Here is a 25,845-nt window from a genome sequence, read left to right on the forward strand (position 1 = left end):
GTGTAAACCTCCTGTTTATCTGGGATGATCCGTCTTTAAAACGGTCCGTAGTCCATTAAATGAGCAATCACAACGGCTGCAAGGCCGATCAGATATTGAATGAAAACAAGCGGGAGCACCCATTTTGCCCACTTTGTCCAAGGAATGCCCGCAATCGCAAGTCCGGCCATCAATGTGCCTGCTGTCGGGAAAATAATATTGCCGATTCCATCTGCAAATGAGAAGGAGAGAACAGCTGTCTGACGGGTAATATCAAGCAAATCGGCAAGCGGCGTCATGATCGGCATCGTCAGCATCGCATGTCCGCTGCCTGAAGCAAGGATAAAATGGATGAGAGCCTGGAAATTGTACATTCCGATCACGCTCCAGAAAGCAGGAATATTCTTAAGCGTATCAGACACTCCAAAAAGCATAGGGTCAATGATATGTCCTTCATTCAAAACGACCAGTGTCGCTCTTGACACCCCAATAATTAATGCGCCTCCAATCAAAAGCGAAGACCCTTCGACAAACGATTTTGCAATCTGGTCAGCAGAAAGTCTGCCGATGATTCCGATTAGAATAGTTAAAACAACGAATAATGCAGCAATCTCGGTAATATACCACTGAAATTTAATCACTCCAAAAGCAAGTACGACATAGTTGAGAAGGAATGCCGCCAAAATCAGCTTGTGCTTTGTTTGAAGCCTTTCTTTTGAATGAAGCAGCACATCCGCTTCCTCTTTTGTATATTTTCCGAAGAACCCTTTTGACGGATCCTTTTTCACTTTCATCGCATGACGGTAAACGAAGATGACGGAAACCGCATAGACAATCACGAATAATACAAGTCTGTATCCCATGCCTGAGAACATCGGAAGCTCAGCTATTCCCTGAGCGACGCCTACTGTAAATGGATTCATGACCGCGGTAGTAAAACCGGCAGCTGCGCCTAGAATAACAATGGCCGTTCCCGTAAGTACATCAAATCCCAAAGCAAGCGCAAGCGGAATGAGCAGCGGAATATAAGCAAGCGTCTCCTCAGCCATCCCCATAAGCGATCCGCCGACTGCGAAAAACAGCATCATGACCGGAATCAAGAGCTTCTCCCTTGAAGCCAGCCTTTTTGCAAGCGTGGTAATGAGCAAATTTATCGTGCCGGTAGCAGTTAATACTCCAAAAAATCCTCCAATGATCAAAACGAAGAAAATAATGTTTGCCGCTTCAACCATTCCTGTATGAAGGGCCTTTACCATGCCGAACGGACTGACCGGCGTATTTTCAGCAGACGTGAAGGTATCCGGATCAATCTCTGTTCTTCCGTCAACCTCTACCCTTGCGTAGTCTCCTGCCGGCAGTACATAGGTTAATAGAGTTGCAACAACCAATACACCCAGGAGGAGGGCAAATACATTGATCTTTCTTTCCTTTTTTGGTTTCACTTCTTTTCCCTTTGGTTCATAAGCTTTTTCTGCAAGAGCCATGATCATTTTCTCCCCTTTTTCTTTTGATGCGTTTGATAAGGTAAATGCAATATTTGTGCCAAGATGAAAAAAAGAAGAGAAAATGCTGTTATCACCCGAACTCAATGCTTGTCATATGTAAGTATCATTCAAAATGATATTTTCTTCAAGGGCTCATATTCACTTTACTGCATAAAGAGTTATTATCTAAAATTTCTAATAACCCTCTCTTTTTTGGCCTTTAATTGGTGATTTATTATGATATGATAAAACCAATAGAACCAAAAGGAGCGAATGTATGAAACAATCTCTTATTCTCCTGACAGGCGGTACAAAAACAAAGAAAACGCTTCACCATCAGCTTGTTCAGCTTTTGGGCGATGACCTTTCTATAAGGAGCTATGCTGCTGATGAAGGTCTCCCTTCGAATCTGAAAGCTGATATTATCCTTTTTTCCTCTGAAGCCCTCAAAGACGAATTGAACCACATAAAGAATATAGATGCAGAAAAAGTTATAATCGGTAAACGCACCGTTCATCATGACTATCTCGACAAGCTCCTTTCCATTCCGGAAGGTTCAAGTGTCCTTGTCGTCAACGATGAGTACAATGTCACAATGGAACTGATTCAGTCGCTATATCAGCTGGGGATCAGCCATGTCAGGTTTCTCCCGTTTAAAAAGAATCAGACCTATCATGAGAAAATCGATGCAGCCGTTTCACCTGGCGAGATCGAACTTGTCCCCCCTTACATACCGCTTATTCTCGACATTGGTGTGCGGCTGTTTGATATGACAACGATCTTAAAAATAGCGGACTACTGCAATCTGCCTGAAAATGCAGCTCTCCACATTTCAGAGAGGTACATCCGCAGCATGATTGAGCTGCAGCAAAAGCTGATGGCTGCGCAAAAGCAGACAAAAGCGATTTATCAGCATCTCGAGAACGTGGTCAATACGGTGGATGACGGCATTCTCGCCATGAATAAAAAAATGGAATTAACGGTTTTTAATGAAAAACTTGAAGCGCTGTTTCAAGTAAGGGGATCAGATATCATCAATCTTCCGATTCAAACAGCAGCCCTGCAGGAAGACGTGGTTTCATTTATTCAGAACGGCATAGAAGAAAGCCGCCTTTTCAGCATTCACGGTGTCGATGTTGCTGTATATCGCTATTCAATGGCTTTAGAACAAACAACTGTCGCTGTCTTTAAAAGCGTCCGGCAGGCATCGGAAATTGAAAAAACGGCCCAGCGGAAGCTGCGCGAAAAAGGATTTTTCGCTAAATACAGCTTTGATGACATCATTTGTGAAAATACCGGAATGAAAAACCTCAAGCAGATCGCGAAAAAACTGGCTCTTTCCGAACATCCGATTTTAATCCAGGGAGAATCAGGAACAGGCAAAGAATTATTTGCACACGCCATTCATCAGCATTCCATGAGAAAAAACGGACCGTTTCTGCCTGTCAACTGCAGTGCTCTGTCAGAAAGCCTGCTTGAGAGTGAACTTTTCGGCTACGAAGAAGGGACATTTACGGGTGCTCAGCGAGGGGGGAAAAAAGGATTGTTTGAGCTGGCTGACAACGGAACCATTTTTCTAGATGAAATCGGCGACATCAGTCTCTCAATGCAATCCCGGCTGCTGCGAGTCCTTCAGGAAAAGGAAATCCGCAGAATCGGCGGAACGAAAATCATACCCATTAATGTCAGAATCATCTCGGCCACAAATAAACGGATTGAAAAGCAAATGAAAGAGCAGACATTCCGCAATGACCTGTTCCACAGGCTGAATGTCCTTAACCTCTCCATTCCGTCACTGAAGGAAAGAAAAGAGGATATCCCTCTTCTCATTCACCACTTCATCACAAAAAACGGCAAGTGGCTCAAGGTCGAGCCTGCATTAATGAATTTGCTTGCATCAGCAGAATGGGACGGCAACATAAGAGAACTTAAAAATACGGTCGATTATATGATCACAGTTGCCGATGGCTCTGTTTTAACGAAACATGACCTTCCTCATTCGTTTTCAGCAGACATTCCTCAAGCAGCAAGCAGCGAACAGTCAGAGCATGACGCCATCCTGTCGATTGTGAAAGAATGCAACCTGGCAGGAAAAGCAGCAAGCAGAGATTTAATCTCGGAAAAAACAAAAGAATGGATCATGCCCCTTACCCCTCAGCAAGTGCGCAGACGGCTTGACGACCTGGAGGAAAAAGGATGGATCCAAAAACGGAAAGGACGCGGCGGAACGAAAATTACGGAGGCGGGGATAAGGTATTTGAGAGAACAGCTGACGTGAAATAAAGGTCAGCATATAAAAGCCGGACCTGTTTTACAAGGTCCGGCATTTGCCTATTCTCTGTTTTGTGTAAAAATCAATACAAACTTCAGCAGTTCGAGCAGAGAGATGAGTGCGGCAGCTACATATGTCAGGGCGGCTGCTCCAAGCACTTTGTTCACTCCGCGCTCTTCTTCATTCCGGATGATGCCTTCTGCAATCATAAAATCCTTTGCTCTGTTGCTTGCATTAAATTCGACAGGCAGCGTTATAAGCTGAAAGGCGACAGCTGCCGAGAAGAAAATAATGCCGAGTCCGATCAGATTCATTGAACCCAGCAAAAATCCTCCAATCAGCAGAAAAGGCGCCACCCCGGAGGACAGGCTTACAACCGGGAACATTTTATGCCTTAACGTCAGGGCCCCGTATGCTTCTTTATGCTGAACGGCGTGCCCCACTTCATGTGCCGCAACCGAAATGGCGGCAATCGAATGACCCGCATAGACAGGCTCGGAAAGGCGAACCGTTTTTTTCGTCGGATCATAATGATCGGAAAGAGTTCCTTTGACAGGTTCTACCGGAACATGATGGAGACCGTGATGATCAAGAATCCTCCGTGCAACCTCCATGCCGGTAAGTCCCGATGATGCCTGAACTTTTGACCATTTATTAAAATTGCTTTTCACCTTGGCCTGCGCCCACAGGGCAAGCCCGAACGCGGCAAAAATGAGAATATCCATCGGATGAAAAAACATATAGCGCCTCCTGAGTAAAGTTCTTACTGTTATATTTCCTCAAGCATCTGTTAATAAACAGCGAAGTGCTATCATGATGTGCCCATCTTGTAGTAAAATAATGGCATACCACATGGAAACGAAGGTGAAAGCATGACGATCAAGCAGGAAAATGAAACTCTTGAGGAACTGCAGAAAGCGGAAAAACATTATTCCGACTCAAAGTTCTGGGATAAATTAAAAAAATTCGGCAAAAAAGCCGGATCATCTGTCGTGTACGCTGTCCTTTTGCTGTACTATACCCTTCAGAAACCTGAAGTGCCTGCCAAAACAAAAGCCATCATTATCGGTGCTTTAGGCTACTTCATTCTGCCGCTTGACCTTATACCGGACCTTGCCGCAGGCGTGGGCTACACCGATGACCTCGGAGCTTTGGGCCTGGCACTCCTTCAGGTGGCAATGTATATTGATGATGATATAAAAAGCCAGGCGAAGGAAAAGCTGACTGAATGGTTCGGACCTTCTGTCGACACCGCTGCCATTGACGAGAAAATCAAATAAGTGCGATAAATAAACGTCTGTTCCGCTTTGGAACAGACGTTTTTATGGTGAAAAAGAATTTTTACGAACTCTGCAGCAGGACTGCGAACCAATTTTAAGGTCTAACAAGCCAATTTGGTCCGTTAACAATCCAAATTTCCGGTCTAACAATCCAAAACACACCGCTAACAATCCAATCATCAAAAACGCCTGAAAAGTAACCTCTCAATCCCTCGGCGCAAACAGCATAACGGAAACTCCGACAAGGCAGATACCTGCCCCGACCCAATCATAGAGATCTGGAGGCTTCCGGTCAACTCCCCATCCCCAAAGAACAGAGAGAATGATGAAAATCCCTCCGTAAGCAGCGTAGACCCGTCCGAACGAAGGAAACGTCTGCATCGCTGCAATGATTCCATAAACAGCGAGCGATACGCCGCCGAATATTCCCCAGTAAACAGGTTTTCCTTCGCGCAGCCAAAGCCAGATCAGGTAGCCGCCTCCAATTTCTAAAAGACCTGCAATCAGGAATAAAAGAATCGAATACATCAAAAATGTCCTCCCGGTCTAAATCTCTTTTTTCAAAAGCTGCAGATCAATATACAGCTGAATCCGCGTATAAAAATCATCAAAATCGATGGCAGTCAGCTCCTGAATTTGATTAATCCGGTATTTGAGTGTATTTGCGTGAACAAACAGCTGTTCAGCGGTTGGTTTCAGTTTGCAGTTATTAAGCAGATAAATTTCAAGCGTATGAATCAGCTTCGTCTGGCTCTCCTCATCTTTTTTTCTCAGTATCTGGAGGCTTGTATTGTTGTAGCCGGTAATACTGTGGTGCTTTGAAATGGTCTCCAAGTATCTGAAAATGCCGAGCTTGCTGTATGTAAACGGCAGCTTTTCGGATGAACCGATAAACTTGGCAGCGTTAATCACTTCAAGAGCCTCAAAGTAAGATTTTCTTAGCTGCAGGATGGAGGAATACGAATTGCCGATGCCGGCATATATCTTATAGCCGCCAAGCTGGGAAATAACCGTCGACGTCAGTTCTGCTGCACTTGCCGAGAGCTGATCGGATACTTTTGCATTGCTTCCGATAATGACGACCACCTTCAGCTGATCGGTAAAGACGTGTGCAAAATGATTCAGTGCATTGGCAAACAGCCTGACCGTTTCCGTCAGTTCCTCCAGCTGCTCCTCCTCACTTTGGGAGACCGTGAAGATTGTGACAATAAACGTTTCCGGAATCATGATGCTGTGATTTGCCGCTTCCCACCTGATCTGATTTTCCGTTTGAAACGCCTGCCCGATAATCTTTTTGTAGAACTCGTTTTTTTCTTCGTTTTCTCTCAGGTTAATCTGATTTTTTTGATAGAGAAGCTTCCCGATGTGACGGGACACTTCATGAAGAAAATCGAGATCCTCCTCTGACATAGGCTCTGTCTCCTGAACCCATATATAGCCAAAAACCTGTTCTTTATAAATAGCGCTTACAACGACACGCTGATTAAGGCCGATTTCCGCAATCTGTTTCACTCTGAAAGGATGGGGAATGGTCTTCAGCTGTTCCACAATTCCTTCATCCATAAACTTTTCTAAAATAGGAATGGGCCAGTGTTTCGTGAAAATGGTCTGCTGATTCGCCTGATCAAACTGATCGATGTAATACGAACTGTAGGACAAAAGAGAGAATTGGTCATTTTCAATCACAACCGGCTTTTTCAAATAGGTGCTGACCATATCCGTAATATCATTAATGTTTGCAATGGTCTGGATCTTCTCAAGGATCATGCAGATCGGCCCCCCGATTCTTTAGGTAAATTGATGAACCTAATTATATACCTTTTGAACAGAAGAAGGGAATACCGGGGGAATTGAAAACAAAAAACAGGAAGTCCGCTTATATGGACTTCCTGCTGGATATTACTGTTTCAACACTCGTTCAAATTCATCAAATTGCTCCCCAGCTTCTTTAGGAGGCAGAGGTGTGATCATACTGACTGCAACAATGGCAATCAAGCTTGCGGCAAAGCCTGGAATCATTTCATAAAGCATGTCTGACAATCCGGCCATTGACCAGATGATGACCGTGGCAGCACCTACGATCATTCCAGCAAGTGCCCCCCACTTCGTCATGCGCTTCCAGAAAAGGCTCAGGAGGATCAGCGGTCCAAATGAAGAACCGAAGCCTGCCCACGCGTAACCTACAAGTCCAAGAATCGTGTCATTTTGCTCCCATGACAGAATCAGGGCAATGACAGAGATCAGCAGGACAGACATTCTTCCCAAGAAAACAAGTTCTTTATCTGATGCAGACCGTCTGAAGAATGTTTTATAAATATCCTCCGTCAGCGAGCTTGCTGTTACAAGCAGCTGCGAAGAAATCGTGCTCATGATGGCAGCGAGAATCGCCGAGATTAAAAATCCTGTGATGAATGGATGAAACAGGACTTCTCCAAGCACGATGAAAACTGTTTCAGGATCATCCAGTTTCGTGCCCTCTCCCGCAAAATAAGTGATGCCGAAAAATCCGGTAAGCATGGCGCCGATACTGGAAAAAATCATCCATCCCATTCCAATGGTGCGCGCCTTTTTAATTTCTTTCACAGAGCTGATCGCCATAAAGCGGACGATAATATGAGGCTGGCCGAAATAGCCGAGTCCCCATGCAAAGAGTGAAACGATGCCAAGGAAGCTTGTTCCTTTAAAGATATCAAGCAGAGCCGGATCTATTGAACCCGGTGTTTCAAATGCAGGCCCGAACCCTCCAACATGAATCACCGTGACGATTGGAACTAAGATAAGTGCAACAAACATAATAATTCCCTGGACAAAATCAGTCCAGCTTACTGCAAGGAATCCTCCAAACAATGTATAGGCGACAACAACGCCCGTTAAAATCCATAGACCCGCGTGATAATCAAGTCCAAACGTGCTTTCAAACAAAACCCCTCCGGAAACCATTCCTGAAGATACGTAAAATGTAAAGAAAATTAAGATAACTAAAGCCGAAATTAATCGTAAAATCCGGGATCCGTCTGCAAACCTGTTCTCAAGGAAGGACGGAATGGTGATGGAATTGTTTGCAATTTCCGTATACGTTCTTAAGCGCGGTGCAACATACAGCCAGTTTGCATAAGCGCCAAGCGTCAGCCCGATGACAATCCACATGGAACTCAGACCTGTCGCATACATTGCCCCCGGAAGACCCATCAAAAGCCATCCGCTCATATCTGCAGCTCCTGCACTCAGAGCTGTAACAGCAGGTCCGAGACCGCGGTCGCCAAGCATGTAATCATTTAAATTTGAAGTACGTTTATAGGCAAAATACCCGATCAGCAGCATACCTGCCATATAAATGCCTATTGATGTAATGAGTGCGTAGTCTATCATAAAAGTACCCCTCTTCCGCCAAAAATCTCTCTGTTTGATTGAGTCTGATTCCTTTTTTTAATGCAGTATTCTGCATCTTCATGCGAAATCAGCTTCTAAAAAGAGGAAGCAACTTGGTTGGTCACTTCCTCCTTCTTCTTATCCCTTTTGTTTATGCTGGAGCTGAAATCAGAACGTTTCAGACGTTGTTTTTGCCTGCATATGAAGCTGCAGATAATCTGGTCCGCCCGCTTTAGAGTCAGTACCGGACATATTAAATCCGCCGAAAGGCTGGTATCCGACAATGGCACCTGTGCAGCCGCGGTTAAAGTAAAGGTTTCCTACATGGAAATCTTCGCGTGCTTTTTCCATGTTTTCACGGTTTTTCGTGATAACAGCACCAGTCAGGCCGTATTCTGTGTTGTTGGCAATTTCAATCGCCTCATCAAAGTCTTTTGCTTTGGCAAATGCAACTACCGGTCCGAAGATTTCTTCCTGCATTAAGCGCGCTTTCGGATCAACGTCCGCAACGATTGTCGGCTGAACGAAGAAGCCTTTTGAGCTGTCGCCTTCTCCTCCAGATAGAATGCGGCCCTCTTCTTTTCCGATTTCAACGTAGCTCATGATTTTGTCAAAAGCAGCCTGATCAATAACAGGACCCATGAAGTGGTTTTCAGTCGGGTTTCCTACTGTCAGCTCTTTCGTCAGTTCAACCGCACGGTTCAAAACTTGATCGTATACATCTTCAACGATGACCGCACGCGAGCATGCAGAGCACTTTTGTCCCGAGAAGCCAAATGCAGATTTTACAATCGATTGAGCAGCAAGCTCAAGGTCTGCCTCTTTATCTACGACAATCGTATCTTTACCGCCCATTTCAGCGATTACGCGCTTAAGCCAGATTTGGCCGTCGTTCAGCTGTGAAGCACGGTTGAAGATGCGAAGACCTACGTCACGTGAGCCAGTGAATGAGATAAAGCGAGTTTTCGGATGGTCAACAAGGTAGTCGCCAACTTCCGCTCCGCTTCCCGGAACAAAGTTCAAAACGCCTGCAGGAAGACCCGCTTCAAGCATAACCTCAACGAATTTAGCTGCAACAACCGGAGTTGTTGATGCCGGTTTTAATAGAATCGTATTTCCTGTTACAATCGCAGCAACAGCCGTTCCTGCCATGATCGCAAATGGGAAGTTCCAAGGAGAGATGATAATGCCTACTCCAAGCGGAATGTAGTCATAGCGGTTGTATTCGCCCGGACGGCTTTCAACCGGTACTCCGTCTTTAAGCTTCAGCATTTGGCGAGCGTAAAACTCAAGAAAATCAATCGCTTCAGCTGTATCCGCATCCGCTTCATTCCAAGGCTTACCCGCTTCTTTTGTTAAAAGAGCCGAAAACTCATGCTTGCGGCGGCGGATGATGGCTGCTGCTTTGAAAAGAACATCAGCGCGGATTTCAGGTTTTACTTTTTTCCAGCTTTCAAATGCTGCAGATGCTTCCTGCATAGCCTTTTCAGCAAGCTCGCGGTTTGCTTTTGAAACTCGTCCAATTACTTGAGCCTTGTCTGCCGGGTTGTAAGACGTGATTTTGTCTTCAGTCGTTACTTTTTCTGCCCCAATGTAAAGTGGATAGTCCTGGCCAAGATAGCCTTCTACCTGCTCAAGCGCTTCAAGGTATGCTTTCTTGTTTTCTTCGTTTGAAAAATCAGTAAATGGTTCGTGTTTGTATGGAATCATGCAGATCCTCTCCCTTTTATAAAATTGGTTAGCTTTTTACCATACCTTTAAATGCAAATGCGATATTTGAAGGTCTTTCGGCAAGTCTTCTCATGAAGTAGCCATACCAGTCAAGACCGTATGGAACGTAAACGCGCATCTTGTAGCCCTGCTTCACAAGGTCAAGCTGCGTTTTGCTTCTCATGCCGTAAAGCATTTGAAACTCGAATTTTGAATTAGGGATGTTGTGCTTCTTAGCCAGCATCTTTGTATATTCGATGATCTGATCGTCATGGGATGCGATGGCTGTATAGTTGCCGTTAAGCAGGCTTTGTTCGATCAGCTTTTTGTAGTTTTCATCTACATCTTTCTTTTCAGGAAACGCTACTTCCGGTGATTCTTTATATGCGCCTTTTACAAGACGGAGAAACGGCTGATAGTCAGCCAGGTCGCTTAAATCTCTTTCTGTGCGGTACAGGTATGCCTGCAGCACCGTACTGATGCAGCTGTATTTCGCTTTAAACTCTTTAAAGATATCAAGAGTTGCCTGGCAGCGCACCTCATCCTCCATGTCAATGGTGACCATGACGCCGTGTCTTTCTGCCGTATCCAGAATCTTCGTCATGTTTTCAATAACAAGCTTCCGGTCAATATCTAGACCAAGCGATGTCATTTTCAGTGACACTTGAGAATCAAGCTTCTCTCTGCTGATCATTTCAATGGTTTCAATGCATTCTGCCGTCCGCTCGCGTGTAACGGCTTCCGAATCTACAAATTCGCCCAGATGATCAACTGTAACGGACAATCCGCTGTCATTCAGCTGCCTGATGAACTTTATGGAACTTTTAAAATCAGTTCCTCCGATAATCTTGCCGGCTGCAAAACTGCCTCCGCGCTTTTTAGCTATATTGTTAAGTAAATGGTTCTTTGATAAGAAGAGGAAAAAGTCTCTTGTAATCGCTTCCACTTTACATGCACCCCCTCATAAAAGTTGTTCTACACCCTCATCTTACGTCCTGTCGACAATTTTCACAACGTTCTAAAAAAACAATATTCAAGCGCTTTATTTGTTGGTTTTAGACAAATACAGGCAGATGAATGGGTTTATTACCTAATTTAACCAGAATCTCCGCACTCATCTCGGCCAGTTTTTAGTGACAGAATGATGCTGCAAAAAAGAGGAAACCATAAACAAAGATTTCTTTTTGAGAGGCAGGTGCGAGAGTTGAGCAATGAAAGGGAAATGGCCCGTCCCGCAGGAAAAAATACAAGGTGGACAATATCCGCGCTTCTCAGCACGTTCATCATATTGAACTATTTTGACAGGGTTGCCCTTGCTGCCGCTGCTCCTGAACTTCAGAAAGCCTTTTCGCTGAGCGCCTTTGAAATGGGACTTGTTTTTACGGTGTATAACTATGCCTACACCCTTATGCAGCTTCCGATCGGCAGTATGCTCGACAGATGGGGAGTCAGCTGGGTGACAAGGACAGGCATGGTCATCTGGACGTTTTTGACAATCAGCCTTGTCTTTATTCAAGGCACTCTTCTTTTATATATCATCCGTTTTTTCACAGGCATCACCAGCGCATCGGCCTTTCCTGCCGCCGCAAAAGCTACAGCCAGCTGGTTTCCTTTTCATGAGAGAGGACTTGCCAATGCCCTGTTTGATTCTTCTGCCAAGCTTTCAAATGTAATCGGCGGGCCTCTTGTAGCGATTTTGATTACCCTTTATGACTGGAAAACAGCTTTTTTGGCAATTGGGGCCATTAACGTGCTGTTTACCTTTGTCTTCTGGAAGTATTACGACGAGCCGGACACTCACAAGAGCATATCCAAAGAAGAAATCAACTACATTCATATGTATGAGGATTCCGCAGACCTTCCTTCTTACAAAGCGGCACTCGTGCTTAAGACGTTTTTTACAAACAAAAAGGCCTGGGGGCTGATGATCGGTTTTACCGGGTACGGTTATACCTTTAACCTGCTGCTTCTGTGGCTTCCTACATTCTTCAAGGAGCAGTTTCAGCTGGATTTGCTCTCTTCCGCTCTTTACACAGCCATTCCGTGGCTGATTGCCGCTCTATCAGGTATTCTGGCTGGAGGATGGCTTGTCGACAGTCTGATTAAGAAAGGATATTCTCCTGACAGAGTATATAAAAACATCATTTCGACGGGACTGCTTGTTGGCCTTATCTTTATCGGATCCATCTTTACATCAAGCCCCGTCCTGTCGATGATTTTTATTTCCATCGGCCTTGCCGGCATATCCGCCACAGCTCCAGTCGGCTGGACCATTGCAGCAAAGCTTGCACCGCCCGGCACAACAGCCATCCTGAGTTCAATGGTCAATTTTGCGAACAACCTTTTCGGAGGGATCATAGCGACCTTCTTGACCGGATACATAGTTGACGCAACAGGGTCATTTGATCTTGCTTTCATCATTGCGGCAGCCGTGCTCGTCATTGGCTTGATTTTTTACACCGTCGTGCTCGGTGAAATTGAACAGATTTCTGTTAAAAGCAAAAAGCTCTGAAACATGTCAGAGCTTTTTTCATTATCCCCTTGTCACATCAATGACTTTCGTCACGACAATTGGAGACCTCTTCAATTTTTTGTAGATGAAATCAGAAATAGCCGAACTTAATTTCCGTTCAATATCATCTGTCGGATGCTGATCAACAAGAGCAGCTGCCCTCGTTTCGATTTCTCCCATAAAGCTGCTTGATTCTCTCAAATAGACAAAGCCTCTCGAAATGATCTGCGGCTTGCGGATGATTTCTTCCCCTTCTTTAAAAAGAAGAATCGATAAGATTCCGCTGTCTGCCAGCTGCTTCCGTTCGCCAAGCAGAGAGGTTCCGACGTCACCGATTCCGTGGCCGTCCACATAAACAGACCGCGCGGGCACTCTGCCTGCCTGGTAAGCTTTCTCTTTTGACACATTGAGAACCTGTCCATTGTCGAGAATAAAGATGTTTTCTTCCGGCACAAAGCAGTCCAGGGCAAGTGTCTGGTGCATCTTCTGCATGCGGTACTCCCCGTGGATCGGCACAAGGAATTTCGGTTTCAGAAGCTTAAGCATCAGCTTCAGCTCTTCCTGGCCCCCGTGTCCTGATGTATGAATGTCATAAAGCTTGTTATCAATGACATCCGCTCCCGCTTTCATCAGTTTGTTGACGATACGGTTCACGCTGAGGACATTCCCCGGAATTGGAGAAGATGAGAAGATAATCGTGTCGCCTTCTTCAATATGGATATGGCGATGCTTTCCTTCTGCAATTCGTGAAAGGGCAGCAAAGGGCTCTCCCTGACTTCCCGTGCACAGAATGGTGAGCTCGCTGTTTTTGTAGGCACTGATTTCATTAGGGTCAATAAACGTGCCCTTTGGAGCATCAATATATCCGAGCTCAAGGCCGATGCCGATTGCTCTCTCCATGCTTCTCCCTGTGTAGGCAACCTTTCTTCCGCATGCGACAGATGCCTGAATCACCTGTTGAAGACGGAAAACGTTTGATGCAAACAGAGCGACGATAATTCGTCCCGACTGCTTTCTGACTACGTTCAAAATATTCTGGCCGATTTTCTTCTCAGAAACAGAGAACCCCGGAATTTCGCTGTTGGTGCTGTCAGATAAAAGACAGAGAACCCCGTCCTGCCCGACTTTTGCAATCTTAGACAAGTCCTGCTCAGGACCTGCAGGAGTTAAATCAAATTTAAAGTCACCCGTGTGAACTACGTTCCCCTGCGGTGTGTGAATCACAACTCCGAATGAATCAGGGATACTGTGCGTTGTCCGGAAAAAGGACACATTCAATTCACCAAGTTCAATCAAGCTATCCTCCGTAATGTCGTGCAGTTCTGCTTCTCTCAGCAGCCCATGTTCTTCAAGCTTGTTCCGGATAAAGCCCATAGCCAGTCCCCCGGCATAGACGGGCACATTTAATTTTTTCAATAAAAACGGCACTCCGCCGATATGATCTTCATGTCCATGAGTAATGAACAGGCCTTTTACTCTTCCGGCATTCTTCACAAGATACGAGTAATCAGGAATGATGTAATCAACGCCCCTTAATTCTTCATCCGGAAACTTAACACCAGCATCAACAATGACGATTTCTCCTCCAAACTCAACCACATACATGTTCTTTCCTATTTCGCCCATCCCGCCAAGCGGTATGATTTTTACATTTTTTTCTTTAGTCATGTTTAGTCTCCCAGCAAGCTGATTGCTTATCTTAGTATCGTTTCTTCACAAAGTGAACTATCTTTCCATTGTATCACAACATGGCGAACAAAAGCGCAAGCGCCTTGCTCAGATCCGATAGGCAGATAAGAATCCGGCAGAAAAGTCCGGGTCCCGCCTTTTTTGCCGGATTTGTTCTGACAGAGGATCTAGGCGCTGGAGCTGGACGAAGATAACTTTATAACACCATCACCAAACTGAAAAAAATTTTTTCGAATTTATAGAGCATAAAAAAAAGACCGAAGTCAGCTTTCGCTTCCCTTCGGTCTCTCGCACTTATCCCCGTGCCCTGCCTTTTCTTTTCATGAAGAAATTATACAGAAACACAATCAAAGCAAGGACAAGAAGAATATGAATAATTCCCCCAGCGACCTTGAAAACAAGCCCGAGAATCCAAAATAAAATTAAAAGTCCAATAATCGTCCATAACATAGCGGGTCCCTACTTTCTCGTTTAGTTACAAAGTAGTTTCCCTTAATTCTTCAGAAATAAACTGGTCCTTTTTTTACAGGAGGCTTGGCAGAATAACGGTTACCGCAGTGCCTGCTGAAGCGTCACTTTCAATTCTGAGTTCGCCTTCATGGAGCCTGACAATTTCCTTTACAATAGAAAGTCCAAGTCCTGTTCCTCCTGTCAGGCGGCTGCGTGCTTTATCCGTCCGGAAGAACCGCTCTCCGATATGAGCGAGGTCCTGTTCCGAAAGCTCGCTGCCAATGTTATGAATGCGGAAATGAAATCGGTTCTTCTCTTCTGAGAAAGAAATTTGGATCACACTTCCTTCTTCTGCGTACTTTATCGCATTGTCAATCAGATTGTAGAACACCTGCTGAATCCGTTTCGGATCGCCCATAATAACAAGATCCTCATGCAAATGAAGCTTCGTCTGAAGATTTTTTTCGTGGAGCCTGATTTCAAACAAAGCAAATGTATCCAAAAACAGCTGCGCAATGGCGATCGGCTCTGTCTTTAAGGTATACATACTCTCCTGGAGAACGTCCAGGTCAATCAGGTCATGAATCATCTTGTTGACCCGGTTCGTTTCCCGTTCAATCGTCTTTACATAGTGCTCTGCTTCCTCAGGAGATTCGTACATCTGATGGGACAGCGCCTGGCTGTATCCTCCAATATAAGTAAGAGGCGTTCTAAGCTCGTGAACAATATTCGCAAGGAATTCTTTTTTGCGGGCCTCCTGCTTTTCAAGAGATTCGCTCATCGAATTAAACGCTCTTGCCAGCTCTCCGATTTCATCCCGCTTTGAAATCTGGAGCCGGTTGGAATAATTCCCTCTGGACACTTCCTTTGAAAAAAGCCGGATTTCCTGCAGCGGCTGAAACAGCGAGCGCCGAATCTGATTGACAGCAAGAAACAAAATCATAAAAAACATGGAACCTGCAAGCAAAAGAATCGGAATGCTCCCCTCAAACACTTCCTGAAGATCAGCCAGAGGCACGTATATATAAATATAGCTTTCTGTGCCGTTTTTCCCGGCAACAGGGAAAACGGCTCCAATGATTTCCCTGCCGAACTCTTCTACATACCCATCTTTTACAATAAACTCTTCATTCTCCAGCCTTTTTCTGTCTGACCGGGTTATGAGAGCCTGATGATTAATTTCGTACGGAAAATATGATGAGAGATCTTCAATCTCGTCAAGAACAATAATTTCATATTCAGAAACCATATTGTACCAGTGGATCTTTTCAATAATTTCTTCACTCAGCGTCCCTGAGTGATAATGTGCTGCTGTTCTCTCTCCCTGATAAATCACTGACTCTTTCACACTGTTGAAATAAAGCTCCTTATACAAAAAATGCAGAAAGAAAAAAGAAAAAACAATGCTGAAAAGAATGCAGACACCAATCAGCATCAGCACTTTCTGACTTAAATTTAATCGTCTAAGCAATGTCTACACCTCAAATTTATAGCCTACTCCCCAAGAGGTCTGGATGAGATGCGCATGATCTTTTAACTTCAGCCTCAATGTCTTGATGTGGGTATCCACAGTTCTGCCTGTGCCAATATAATTAGAGCCCCATACCGATTCAAGAAGCTGCTCCCGTGAAAACACCGCTCCCTTGTTTCTTGCCAGAATCGACAGCAGCTCAAATTCCTTCAGAGTCAGCGAAAGCGTTTCACTGCCAATTGTCGCCTTATACGAAAGAGCATCGAGGACAAGCGGCCCGGCTGTCACTCGGCTCCCTGCAGAAGTGCTCTGCCTTGCTCTTCTGAGAACAGACTCCACTCTTGCAAGCAGCTCTCCGGGATGGAACGGCTTTACAATATAATCGTCCCCGCCAATCTTGAGTCCCTGAATTTTATCCCACTCTTCTCCTTTTGCCGAAAGGAAAATAAGCGGAATCTCATACGCCTTTTTTAATTCCCCTGCAAAAGAAAACCCGTCCATGTACGGCATCATTACGTCTGCAATAATCAGATCGGGCACTTCTCTTTTCAGCATATCAAGAGCATCCGAACCATTTGCCGCTTCAATTACTCTGTAGCCTTCCTGAACCAGAAACGTTCTGATCAGAGACCTCATTGCTTCTTCATCATCAAGTACCATCACTGTTGTTGTGCTCATAAAAAGACCTCACTTTTAACCGTCTATTTGTTTACTCAATTTTACCTGAAGGATGTGAAATTTTTATGAGGTTTTTCAAGTCTGCCTACATCAGTCTTGAAAGAAACATTGTGGCAATTCCAAAATAGATTAAAAGAGATAAAATATCATTAAGAGTTGTTATCAGCGGACCTGAGGCCACAGCAGGGTCAATTTTGAATTTGTGGAGAATGAGCGGAATAACTGTCCCGGCAAGTGTCCCGATGATCAGCGTCACTACAAGAGAACTTCCCACTACAATCCCTAAGATTGGATTCCCCTGCCACACATAGGCTATACCCGCAATCAACACCCCGCACGTCAATCCAATAATCAGTCCAACCCTGAGCTCCCTGAAAACTAGCTTTACAGCTGTTGCCCGGTCAACATCCGTGCTGATCAGGCCTCTGACTACCACAGCAAGTGACTGAGTACCTGTATTGCCGGTCATCCCCGCAATCATTGGCATAAAGAAAGCAAGTGCCACAGCCTTTGACAGCGTTTCTTCAAAACCGCTGATTATCGTTCCTGATACTATGCCGATAAACAGCAGGAGAATAAGCCAAGGAAGTCTTCTGAGTGCAGCAGTAAATGCCTTTGTTTCAAAATCAATCGATTTTCCCGATGCAGACAGCTTCTCAATGTCCTCATTTGCTTCTTTTATTACAACATCTATAATATCATCGACCGTTACAATCCCTACAAGTTCATCATCATTTTCAACAACCGGTATCGCTAAAAAGTCATATCTCTCAATGAGCCGTGCAACCTCTTCCTGATCTGCATCAGCAGGCACAGAAATGACCCTGCTGTACATGATGTCATAAATTTTCTCATGCTCACCGCTCAAAATGAGATCCCTGTATGACACAACACCAACAAGCTTTTTCTTTTCATCAATTACATACAGGTAGTTGATGGTTTCTGAATATTCCGCAAATATCTTCAGCTTTTCCACCGTGTCTCTCACTGTGAAATGCTGCGGTATCCAGACAAACCGGTTTGTCATGAGCCTTCCGGCTGTTTCAGGAGGATAGTTCATGATATTTTGAACAATCATGGACTCTTCTTTATTCATACCCGAAAGCAGCTCGCGGATGCGTTCAGGGGATAGATCCTCAAGCAAGTAAGCCAGATCGTCATTATCCATTAAATCCATGACCTCTCCTGACTTCTCCACTCCAAGTTTTGTAAGGACCTTGACCTGCTCTTCTTTTGTAAGCTCCTGAATCAGTTCAGCGATCTGATCCGGGTTCATATATATCAGGAAGCGAGTATGGTGTTTTTCCGGAAGCCCTTCAAATATCCGTGCCGTATCATACGGCTGCAGTTCTTCAAGAATGAGCTGGAACTCTTTGCGTTTCTTTTCTTTTAAGAGTTTGATCAATTGCAGGGTAATTTGATTTTCTGTCATATTTTTCACCAATCAGAATCCCTCCTTTCGCATGAAAAACAAAAACACCTCCAAAAACGGAGGTGCGGTTTACATCACTAACTGCATCATTTGCATGGCAAATAACAATCAGTCCGGGTCCTCCATTCGTAGAGCTTTAGCACTGTGCGGCATAGGACAAGTCCAGCTGCGTTAAAAACCACCTTAAGTCGATGGTTTCTGTTGACCCATTGGCGTCTTTCGACATTTTTGGGCAGCAGCTTATCTCCGGCACAGGAGCCTCACCTAACGAGGATGTTCAGTTCTAAGGTTAAATTAGCGAATTTCAGCTGCAGTGTCAATCATTAAATAACTGGAAAACAGACAAATGGAGCTATATTTTAGGGGGATTCATTTTCCTTTTTTGGTATCCTATAAACATGGTCCTGTATTATGGTGAATATTCAGCTATTAAGTTTCCTGCAAGTTTAATCATGGAAGATGAGGAGTGCGATTCATGAATGTTCTGCTTATAGGCGCAGGGGGAGTCGCCGGAAGCCTCCTCAGATACGGGCTCGGACTGCTTACTCATAGTTTGTACAGCGGAGGCTTCCCGCTCGGCACGCTTCTTGCCAATCTGATTGGCTGCTTTGTTCTGGGATGGTTTACAAACAGCATCGTCAAACTGAAAGTCTTTCATCCCGATATTCTCGCGGGTCTTGGCACCGGACTTGTCGGCTCTTTTACTACCTTTTCCACCTTCAGCGTCGAAACGGTGCTGCTGATGAAAGACGGCATGTTTGCACTGGCCTTTTTATATGTGTTCCTAAGCCTTTTCGGGGGTCTGTTCCTCGCGTGGTACGGATACTCTCTGGGAAGCTCTTTTAAAAGGAAAGGAGAGTCCTCACTATGAACATACTGCTGATTGCTGCAGGAGGATGTCTCGGTGCTATAGCCCGCTTTCTTTTAAGCTCCCGGATGAACAGCAAAAGCAAAACAGGTTTTCCAATCGGCACATTGACTGTGAATCTTGCCGGCTCCTTTCTCCTCGGTCTGATGACGGGATACGGGCTGTCAGATGGATTGTATTCTCTCTTTGGCATCGGATTTATGGGAGCTTTCACGACATTTTCCACATTCAAACTTGAGAACATCCAGCTCAGAGAAAAAGAAAAACACCGTGTTCTCATTGCCTACCTTTTCATCAGCTATACAGGAGGACTTTTATCAGCCTTTGCCGGCATCATGATTGGTATGAGCTAATGGCAAGAAAGGCATCCTACCTACTGGAGGGATGTACAATGGATAAAGATCTTCAGCTGTTAAAAGAGTTGACTGATCCCGAAGGTCCTTCGGGATTCGAAGCGAGAATTCACAAGGTCCTTGAAGAAAAAATCAAGGCATTCACCCCTGATTTAGTCAAAGACAAACTGGGGAGCATCACAGGGGTTACCGGCAAAAAAGGGCCGAAGATTCTGATTGCCGGGCATATGGATGAAGTCGGGCTCATGGTAAAAGCCATAACCAAGGACGGGTTCCTGAAGTTTCAGACACTCGGGGGCTGGTGGGGCCATGTCATGCTTGCACAGCGCGTAAAAGTCATGACAAATAAAGGGGACCTGACAGGAGTCATCGGTTCAAAAGCGCCTCATGTTCTGTCGATTGAAGAGCGGAAAAATGTTCTTGAGACCAAAAATATGTTTATTGATATTGGTGCGTCAAGTAAGGAAGAAGCGGAAAGCTTCGGCGTACAGGTCGGCGATCCAATTGCGACAATCTGCCCGTTCGAAGTGTTTCCAAACCAAAAGCTTCTGCTCGCCCGCAACTGGGATAACCGCGCCGGGTGTTATGTGGCGCTTAAAACCCTTGAAAAAGCGGCTGCGGATAAAAAGCATCCAAATATCTTATATGCCGGAGCCACCGTCCAGGAAGAAGTAGGGCTCAGAGGCGCTCAAACACTCGTCAATACAGTAAAGCCTGATATCTCGTTTGCTCTTGATGTTGGTGTCGCAGGAGACACACCGGGGATGAAAGATGAAGGGCATACAGAGCTTGGAAAAGGACCGCTGATCGGCTTTTTCGATGCCAGCATGATTCCCCATCTGAAGCTAAGAAACTTTGTAACAGACATTGCAGGTAAAAATGGCATTCCTTATCAAGTCGATATTATGCCCGGAGGCGGAACCGACGGCGGGAAGTTCCATCTCGGATATGAAGGTGTTCCTACTGTGGTTGTAAGTGTTCCATCGAGATATATTCACAGCCACGTATCCGTTGTTCACAGAGATGATCTCGACCATGCCGCTGAACTGCTTTATCAGGTCATTAAACAGCTGGATGAAAAAACGGTCAGACAGCTGACTGAAATCGATGGAAATCTGCATTAAAAAAGAGAGCCGAGGCTCTCTTTTTACAATTTGCCGCTCCGTCTTTCCAAAAACACCACATCTCTCCAAACGCCATTCATCTTTCCGATTTTCTCCCTTACACCGATTCTTCTGAATCCCGCTTTTTCATGAAGCTTTAAGCTTGAAGTATTTTCCGGGAAAATTCCTGCCTGCAGGGTCCAGAATCCTTCCTGTTCACTGAGATCTATGATTGAACGCAGCAGAGCCGTTCCAATTCCCTTGCCTTTATAGGCACTTCCTATGTAGATGCTCACATCTGCCACCCCTGCATAAACGCATCTTCCGGATACCGGACTCAATGCCGCCCATCCCAAAACAACTCCGCCATGTTCAGCAACAAGTCGGCATTCTTTAGAATGGCTGCTATCCCAGTCCTCCCAAGATGGAGCATTCGTTTCAAAAGTGGCGTTACCGGTCGCAATACCTTCAAGATAAATTTCTTTCACCTGGTTCCAGTGAAGATCGGCTAACTTTTTTATCTCGTACAAGAAACTCCCCCCATTCATACAAAAAAGGCCTCATCTCTGAGACCTATTCTGCTTTATGCATTTGGATACAGTCTTTTTAACGTTTCTTTCATTTCAGGCTTAACCTGGATTTTTGGACGAACTTCTTTAGCTCTGCGCTCTGCTTCTTCAATAGAAGAAGCCATGTTAAGTGACAGAAGCGTACCAATTGCCACGGTGCCTGTGCGGTTACTGCCGCCTCCGCAATGGAAGTAGATCTTTTTTCCTTCATGAAAGGCATTGACAACCTGATCAATTGAACTTTTTACCGATTCGTCCTGTTGTTCTTGGTTGTCCGTAATAGGGCTGTGAATTCGGTGGAATCCGGCGGCCGGATGATCAGACTCAGACCTCAAGTCAAAAACAATATCTGTCTGTTCGTTTTCAGCAGCTGCAGGTGCGTCCGCAGCGCCTCCTATATAAATACGGTTTTTAATTAGCTCATGATAGTTTTTAGGCTGCATTCCCAAACACCTGCTTTCAATTATTCTCCCGTCTTCGCAAAACGTTCAATGCGTTCGCCGATCTCGTCACGAACACGCTGGAAGAATGCCCATTTCTCTTCGTCTGTGCCTTCTGCTTTAGCAGGGTCGTCAAATCCCCAGTGAACACGTTTAATATGCGGAGGCGTTACTGGGCAGTGGTCAGCCGCATGCCCGCATAGAGTAACAACTAGTTCTGCATTGTTAAGGATTTCAGGATTGATGACATCAGAAGTTTGCTTTGAAATGTCGACTCCTGCTTCTTTCATCGCTTTTACAGCGTTAGGGTTTAATCCATGCGCTTCAAGACCTGCACTTTTTACAATCCAGTCCTCACCAAGATGCTTTTTTGCCCAGCCTTCAGCCATTTGGCTTCTGCAAGAATTTCCAGTACACAAGAAGTAGATTGTTTTTTTTGACATAGATGTATTCTCCTTTTAAGTGAGTATTGTATTTTTTTATATAATCAGCAGCCATAAATAGAGGCCGATAAGTGTGATAAACAAGGTTGGAATGGTTAAAATGATTCCTGTTTTAAAATAGGTGCCCCAGGATATTTTGACGCCCTTTAAGCTCAATACATGGAGCCATAAAAGGGTTGCAAGGGAACCAATCGGAGTAATTTTAGGTCCTAAATCAGAACCGATCACATTAGCATAGATTAAGGCTTCTCTCAGGGTGCCTGATGTATTTGTATCAGCGATGGCAAGTGCATCAATCATGACCGTCGGCATATTGTTCATGACAGAAGACAGGATGGCTGCAATAAAGCCCATTGAGATGGTTGCGGCAAACAGACCCTGATCAGCCGCCGCCTGAATGACATCAGCCAGAACGGCTGTTAATCCTGCATTCCGAAGGCCGTACACAACGACATACATCCCAATTGAGAAGAATACAATCGCCCACGGAGCTCCCTTTAATACCTTTTTCGTATGCACAGCCGGGCTTCTTCTGGCCATTACCAGGAAGAAAACAGCGACAACACCGGCAACAAAGGATACAGGAATATGAAGGAATTCACTGATAAAATATCCAATCAGCAGTACTCCGAGTACGAACCAGGAAAGACGGAACATTTTCTCGTCTTTAATGGCAGCTTTAGGTGTTTTCAGATCGGCCAGATCATAATTTGCCGGTATGCTTTTGCGGAAGTACAAGTACAGGACAAGAATACTAGCTCCTAAAGCAAAGAAGTTTGGAACAATCATTCTTGAAGCATATTCGATAAATCCGATATCAAAGTAATCTGCAGACACGATGTTCACCAGGTTGCTGACAACCAGCGGCAGCGATGTTGTATCTGCGATAAATCCGCTCGCCATGATGAACGGGAATACCATTTTTTCATTAAAATTCAAATTACGCACCATTGCGAGGACAATAGGCGTCAGAATAAGCGCTGCTCCGTCGTTAGCAAAAAACGCCGCTACGAGGGCACCTAAAATGGATACATAAACAAACATCCGCAGGCCGTTTCCCCGCGCTGCCCTTGCCATATGAAGAGCAGACCATTCAAAAAATCCAATCTCATCTAAAATCAGAGAGATGATAATAATTGCGATAAATGCCAAAGTTGCATTCCAGACAATCGATGTGACATCAATAACATCACCAAAATCAACTACTCCAACCAACAATGCAGCTAAAGCTCCTCCGCAGGCTGACCACCCTATGGAAAGACCTTTAGGCTGCCAGATCACTAAGATGAGAGTTAAAAGAAAAATGCTGGATGCTAAAAGTACTGTAGTCACTCTTTCTTCCCCTCTCTATTCACATGTAATACGCAATCCCTGTGTTTCTAAATCGATCAGCAGGTTATTTTGCTCCGGCAGATGTTCAAGTAAACCTTTCAGAAAAGGGTACATGTCGTTTTCTTTATTAATGGAATAAAAAATCCATTGACCTTTTCGTTTTTCCTTCACTAAACCGGCATCCCGAAGCTTTCTCAAATGCTGGCTTATAGCCGGCTGACTCGTTTTAAAGATAGCCGTAAATTCACAGACGCAGCATTCGTTCGTCTCAAGCAGCTTCATCATGGTTAGACGCGTTCTGTCTCCGAGAAGCTTAAGGATTTGAGAAACCTGTTCAATTTCAATCGTAGAAGAGACTTCCAATTTGCCAACACCTCCATGTCGAATATCATTATATAATAAAAGACTTATATAATAAAGAGCTTATGTGTTAAAAGTTTGTGAATGTATAAATTCTTTTTCAATAAAAATAAGCCTGGATTTTACTCCAAGCTCCGCCTTGTTTCATCTTTTCTTTCGATTTAAGAACAGCAGGATTCTGCCTTGCTGTTTTTTGAAACATTCACACTGCACACCCCTGTTTCAGGAAGATCGAGTTCCACTTTTTCTGCTGCAGCAAAGTCTCCGCACAGTTGTGCAACTACTGAACGGACCTGCTCATACCCTGTTGCCATTAAAAAGGTTGGAGCACGCCCATAGCTTTTTGCACCGACCATATAAAAATTCTTCTCCGGCTGGCGCAATTCCTTTTCACCGTGCGGCCGGACGGTTCCGCAGCTGTGCACGTTAGGATCGATTAACGGGGATAAAGCAGATACGCTTTCTGTTGCAGAATCAATGGATGTCCTTAGCTCGCTTATGATACTGAGGTCCGGCCTGCTTCCTGCACTGACTATAATTTCGTCAAAACCTGAAAGCTGTTTTGTTTCTCCAGATTGAGTTCCGATGATGTCAATTCCATTAACCGACTTTTTCATAGATTGGATGAAAAACGGTGTTTGGACTTCTATCACTCCGGCATCGACAAGCTGATGAACCCTGCTTCCCAATGCCCCCCTTGCAGCAAGCGCGTCCTTCTCTTCTCCCCCGTATGCATCTTCCGCTTTCTGCTTTCTCATTACCCAGACAATGTCCATTTCAGGATGCGTTTCCTTAAGTTCTGCCAGTTCAAGCAGCGCATTAACTGCAGAGTGCCCTCCGCCGATAACAGCTGTCCGCTTCTTTGCATAACGCTCCTTTTCTTTTCCTGCAATATCAGGGATTCCGTAATAGATTTGACCGCTCAATTCTTTCTCTCCGCTTTGCCAGATGCCGCTTGAAACAGCAGGATTGGGATTTCCCCATGTTCCTGTAGCATCAATCACTGCCTTTGCTTCAAAAACTTGAAGATTTCCTTCCTTTTCTGCATAAATGACAAACGGAACGCTATCCCTGCCCGCGGTTTTCATCTTATCGATCTCTTTTTTCCCGACGGATAAGACTTTTGTTTTTGTATGGAGAAAAGGTTTTATTTCAGAAAGGTTCGACAGTGGCGACAGATAGTGATCAACAAGCTCTTTTCCAAAAGGCAGTGTATCCAGTTCAGGCTCCTGCCAGTTATGCTTCTTGAGCAGTGCGGCCGCCGCTTTATCGATGTTATAGCGCCATGGGGAAAATAAGCGCACATGCCCCCAGGACAATACATTTGCCCCCGCCTCCCCTGCTTCCAGCAGGAAAAAGGATTCTCCCCGTTTGGCCAGATGTGCAGCAGCTGCAAGGCCGACGGGTCCTCCTCCTATGATTGCAACGGGCAATTTCTTCTCCTTGGTAATTGGCGCTTTTTCCGGGGTATTGCAGCATGTGTTCACTTTTACATCAAGTTTCATTTAAAACCCTCCTGAACTTTTTTCGCAAAAAACTTGCATAATGCAAATATTAAACTAAAGAAATCACCCCATAGGAGTGGTCCAGCATACGCTGGACTTTGCCATTGCTTCATTCAAAAGCTTAATCGAGCGGATAACCGTTTCTTTTTCAAACTCATTCATATGTGAAAAAACCTCGTTCAAATAGGCATTCATCTGCTGATCAATCGTTGCTGCAACATACTTGCCCTCTGTTGTCAGTGACAAGATATGAACTCTGCGGTCATCCGGATGAGGGGTTTTTTTCAGCAAATTCAGCTTTACCAATGACTGGACCTGCCTGCTGAACGTTGTGATATCCGTGCCAAGCACTTCGGCTGTTTCCTGCATAGAGGGTCGGGTCATCTTATCCACTTCATAAAGGATATGGCTTTGTATTAGAGAAATCTCAGTTCCTCCTGCTGTACAACAATTCTTGTTCAGCAGCCCGAAACGGCGGGTCATAATTTGGAACAATTCACGCGTGTTTTCCATTTTTTCTCACCTCATACTTCATTTATACGCTAA

The 25,845-nt window shown here is 44.8% G+C and carries 25 protein-coding genes and 1 riboswitch; of the genes, 6 read left to right on the forward strand and 19 right to left on the reverse strand.

Features of this window, described 5'->3' with window-relative positions; translation table 11 throughout:
* Positions 1-35: 35 nt before the first annotated feature.
* A complete protein-coding gene (locus ACTSEZ_RS16895) occupies positions 36-1,469 on the reverse strand; it encodes a YfcC family protein (protein WP_369735464.1) in 1,434 nt (477 codons plus the stop codon).
* Positions 1,470-1,740: 271 nt separating this feature from the next.
* Between ACTSEZ_RS16895 and ACTSEZ_RS16900 the strand changes: the two genes are divergently transcribed.
* A complete protein-coding gene (locus ACTSEZ_RS16900) occupies positions 1,741-3,741 on the forward strand; it encodes a sigma-54 interaction domain-containing protein (protein ID WP_369735466.1) in 2,001 nt (666 codons plus the stop codon).
* Between the two features lie 53 nt (positions 3,742-3,794).
* Here ACTSEZ_RS16900 and ACTSEZ_RS16905 read toward each other — a convergent pair whose 3' ends face one another.
* Positions 3,795-4,475 (reverse strand): zinc metallopeptidase, encoded by a 681-nt coding sequence (locus tag ACTSEZ_RS16905; RefSeq protein WP_369735468.1) that lies wholly within the window; start codon positions 4,473-4,475, stop codon positions 3,795-3,797.
* A gap of 132 nt (positions 4,476-4,607) precedes the next feature.
* Here ACTSEZ_RS16905 and ACTSEZ_RS16910 point away from each other — a divergent pair, with 132 nt between their 5' ends.
* Positions 4,608-5,015: a YkvA family protein gene (locus ACTSEZ_RS16910; RefSeq protein WP_369735469.1), complete on the forward strand. Its 408-nt coding sequence runs from the start codon at positions 4,608-4,610 to the stop codon at positions 5,013-5,015.
* 204 nt (positions 5,016-5,219) lie between these two features.
* Here the strand turns inward: ACTSEZ_RS16910 and ACTSEZ_RS16915 are convergent, their stop codons facing one another.
* The 5 genes from ACTSEZ_RS16915 to ACTSEZ_RS16935 all read right to left on the reverse strand — a co-directional run bounded on the left by ACTSEZ_RS16915 (position 5,220) and on the right by ACTSEZ_RS16935 (position 11,040).
* Positions 5,220-5,543, reverse strand: coding sequence for a YnfA family protein (locus tag ACTSEZ_RS16915; protein WP_369735470.1), 324 nt, complete (start codon positions 5,541-5,543; stop codon positions 5,220-5,222).
* A gap of 18 nt (positions 5,544-5,561) precedes the next feature.
* Positions 5,562-6,782, reverse strand: coding sequence for a PucR family transcriptional regulator (locus tag ACTSEZ_RS16920; RefSeq protein ID WP_369735472.1), 1,221 nt, complete (start codon positions 6,780-6,782; stop codon positions 5,562-5,564).
* Between the two features lie 132 nt (positions 6,783-6,914).
* Positions 6,915-8,384, reverse strand: coding sequence for a sodium/proline symporter PutP (putP, locus tag ACTSEZ_RS16925; protein ID WP_369735473.1), 1,470 nt, complete (start codon positions 8,382-8,384; stop codon positions 6,915-6,917).
* A 168-nt stretch (positions 8,385-8,552) separates the two neighbouring features.
* Complete coding sequence (pruA, locus tag ACTSEZ_RS16930; protein WP_369735475.1) at positions 8,553-10,094, reverse strand: L-glutamate gamma-semialdehyde dehydrogenase; 1,542 nt, start codon at positions 10,092-10,094, stop codon at positions 8,553-8,555.
* Positions 10,095-10,122: 28 nt separating this feature from the next.
* Positions 10,123-11,040, reverse strand: a complete 918-nt coding sequence (locus tag ACTSEZ_RS16935) for a proline dehydrogenase family protein (RefSeq protein ID WP_369735476.1) — start codon at positions 11,038-11,040, stop codon at positions 10,123-10,125.
* Between the two features lie 276 nt (positions 11,041-11,316).
* On the opposite strand from ACTSEZ_RS16935, the gene ACTSEZ_RS16940 reads away from it, so the two are divergent.
* The gene (locus tag ACTSEZ_RS16940) at positions 11,317-12,606 is read left to right on the forward strand and encodes an MFS transporter (protein WP_369735584.1); all 1,290 of its coding nucleotides are present in this window, start codon (positions 11,317-11,319) and stop codon (positions 12,604-12,606) included.
* A gap of 21 nt (positions 12,607-12,627) precedes the next feature.
* Here ACTSEZ_RS16940 and ACTSEZ_RS16945 read toward each other — a convergent pair whose 3' ends face one another.
* From ACTSEZ_RS16945 to mgtE, 5 genes are all read right to left on the reverse strand, one after another.
* Positions 12,628-14,274 carry a ribonuclease J gene (locus tag ACTSEZ_RS16945; RefSeq protein WP_369735477.1) on the reverse strand — a complete coding sequence of 549 codons (1,647 nt, stop codon included), beginning with the start codon at positions 14,272-14,274 and terminating at the stop codon, positions 12,628-12,630.
* A gap of 315 nt (positions 14,275-14,589) precedes the next feature.
* A complete protein-coding gene (locus ACTSEZ_RS16950; protein ID WP_139015520.1) occupies positions 14,590-14,745 on the reverse strand; it encodes a lmo0937 family membrane protein in 156 nt (51 codons plus the stop codon).
* Between the two features lie 73 nt (positions 14,746-14,818).
* On the reverse strand, positions 14,819-16,216 hold the full coding sequence (locus ACTSEZ_RS16955) for a sensor histidine kinase (protein ID WP_369735478.1): 1,398 nt from the start codon (positions 16,214-16,216) through the stop codon (positions 14,819-14,821).
* A gap of 3 nt (positions 16,217-16,219) precedes the next feature.
* On the reverse strand, positions 16,220-16,894 hold the full coding sequence (locus ACTSEZ_RS16960) for a response regulator transcription factor (RefSeq protein ID WP_369735479.1): 675 nt from the start codon (positions 16,892-16,894) through the stop codon (positions 16,220-16,222).
* Between the two features lie 85 nt (positions 16,895-16,979).
* The gene (mgtE, locus tag ACTSEZ_RS16965; RefSeq protein ID WP_369735480.1) at positions 16,980-18,338 is read right to left on the reverse strand and encodes a magnesium transporter; all 1,359 of its coding nucleotides are present in this window, start codon (positions 18,336-18,338) and stop codon (positions 16,980-16,982) included.
* A 101-nt stretch (positions 18,339-18,439) separates the two neighbouring features.
* Positions 18,440-18,605: riboswitch (M-box (ykoK) riboswitch) on the reverse strand.
* Between the two features lie 196 nt (positions 18,606-18,801).
* Between mgtE and crcB (ACTSEZ_RS16970) the strand changes: the two genes are divergently transcribed.
* The 3 genes from crcB (ACTSEZ_RS16970) to ACTSEZ_RS16980 are packed head-to-tail and all read left to right on the forward strand — an operon-like array spanning position 18,802 to position 20,671.
* A complete protein-coding gene (gene crcB, locus ACTSEZ_RS16970) occupies positions 18,802-19,197 on the forward strand; it encodes a fluoride efflux transporter CrcB (RefSeq protein ID WP_369735481.1) in 396 nt (131 codons plus the stop codon).
* Positions 19,194-19,547 (forward strand): fluoride efflux transporter CrcB, encoded by a 354-nt coding sequence (gene crcB, locus ACTSEZ_RS16975; protein ID WP_369735483.1) that lies wholly within the window; start codon positions 19,194-19,196, stop codon positions 19,545-19,547. Before crcB (ACTSEZ_RS16970) ends, crcB (ACTSEZ_RS16975) begins: the two co-directional genes overlap by 4 nt.
* Positions 19,548-19,585: 38 nt before the next feature.
* Entirely contained in the window at positions 19,586-20,671 is a 1,086-nt protein-coding gene (locus tag ACTSEZ_RS16980) for a M42 family metallopeptidase (protein WP_369735485.1), read from the forward strand.
* 23 nt (positions 20,672-20,694) lie between these two features.
* Here the strand turns inward: ACTSEZ_RS16980 and ACTSEZ_RS16985 are convergent, their stop codons facing one another.
* The 7 genes from ACTSEZ_RS16985 to ACTSEZ_RS17015 form a co-directional block, all read right to left on the reverse strand.
* Positions 20,695-21,180, reverse strand: coding sequence for a GNAT family N-acetyltransferase (locus ACTSEZ_RS16985; RefSeq protein WP_369735487.1), 486 nt, complete (start codon positions 21,178-21,180; stop codon positions 20,695-20,697).
* Between the two features lie 53 nt (positions 21,181-21,233).
* The gene (locus ACTSEZ_RS16990; RefSeq protein WP_369735488.1) at positions 21,234-21,662 is read right to left on the reverse strand and encodes a protein-tyrosine phosphatase family protein; all 429 of its coding nucleotides are present in this window, start codon (positions 21,660-21,662) and stop codon (positions 21,234-21,236) included.
* 20 nt (positions 21,663-21,682) lie between these two features.
* Positions 21,683-22,102, reverse strand: a complete 420-nt coding sequence (arsC, locus tag ACTSEZ_RS16995) for an arsenate reductase (thioredoxin) (protein WP_369735490.1) — start codon at positions 22,100-22,102, stop codon at positions 21,683-21,685.
* Between the two features lie 36 nt (positions 22,103-22,138).
* Entirely contained in the window at positions 22,139-23,434 is a 1,296-nt protein-coding gene (locus ACTSEZ_RS17000; RefSeq protein WP_369735491.1) for an arsenic transporter, read from the reverse strand.
* Between the two features lie 15 nt (positions 23,435-23,449).
* The gene (locus ACTSEZ_RS17005) at positions 23,450-23,797 is read right to left on the reverse strand and encodes an ArsR/SmtB family transcription factor (protein WP_369735492.1); all 348 of its coding nucleotides are present in this window, start codon (positions 23,795-23,797) and stop codon (positions 23,450-23,452) included.
* A 158-nt stretch (positions 23,798-23,955) separates the two neighbouring features.
* Positions 23,956-25,299 carry an FAD-dependent oxidoreductase gene (locus ACTSEZ_RS17010; protein WP_369735493.1) on the reverse strand — a complete coding sequence of 448 codons (1,344 nt, stop codon included), beginning with the start codon at positions 25,297-25,299 and terminating at the stop codon, positions 23,956-23,958.
* Between the two features lie 63 nt (positions 25,300-25,362).
* Positions 25,363-25,812, reverse strand: coding sequence for a MarR family winged helix-turn-helix transcriptional regulator (locus tag ACTSEZ_RS17015; RefSeq protein WP_369735494.1), 450 nt, complete (start codon positions 25,810-25,812; stop codon positions 25,363-25,365).
* Positions 25,813-25,845 lie beyond the last annotated feature (33 nt).

Origin of the sequence: Metabacillus mesotrionivorans, from assembly GCF_052171315.1 — a bacterium.
In the GTDB taxonomy this organism is placed as follows: domain Bacteria; phylum Bacillota; class Bacilli; order Bacillales; family Bacillaceae; genus Bacillus_P.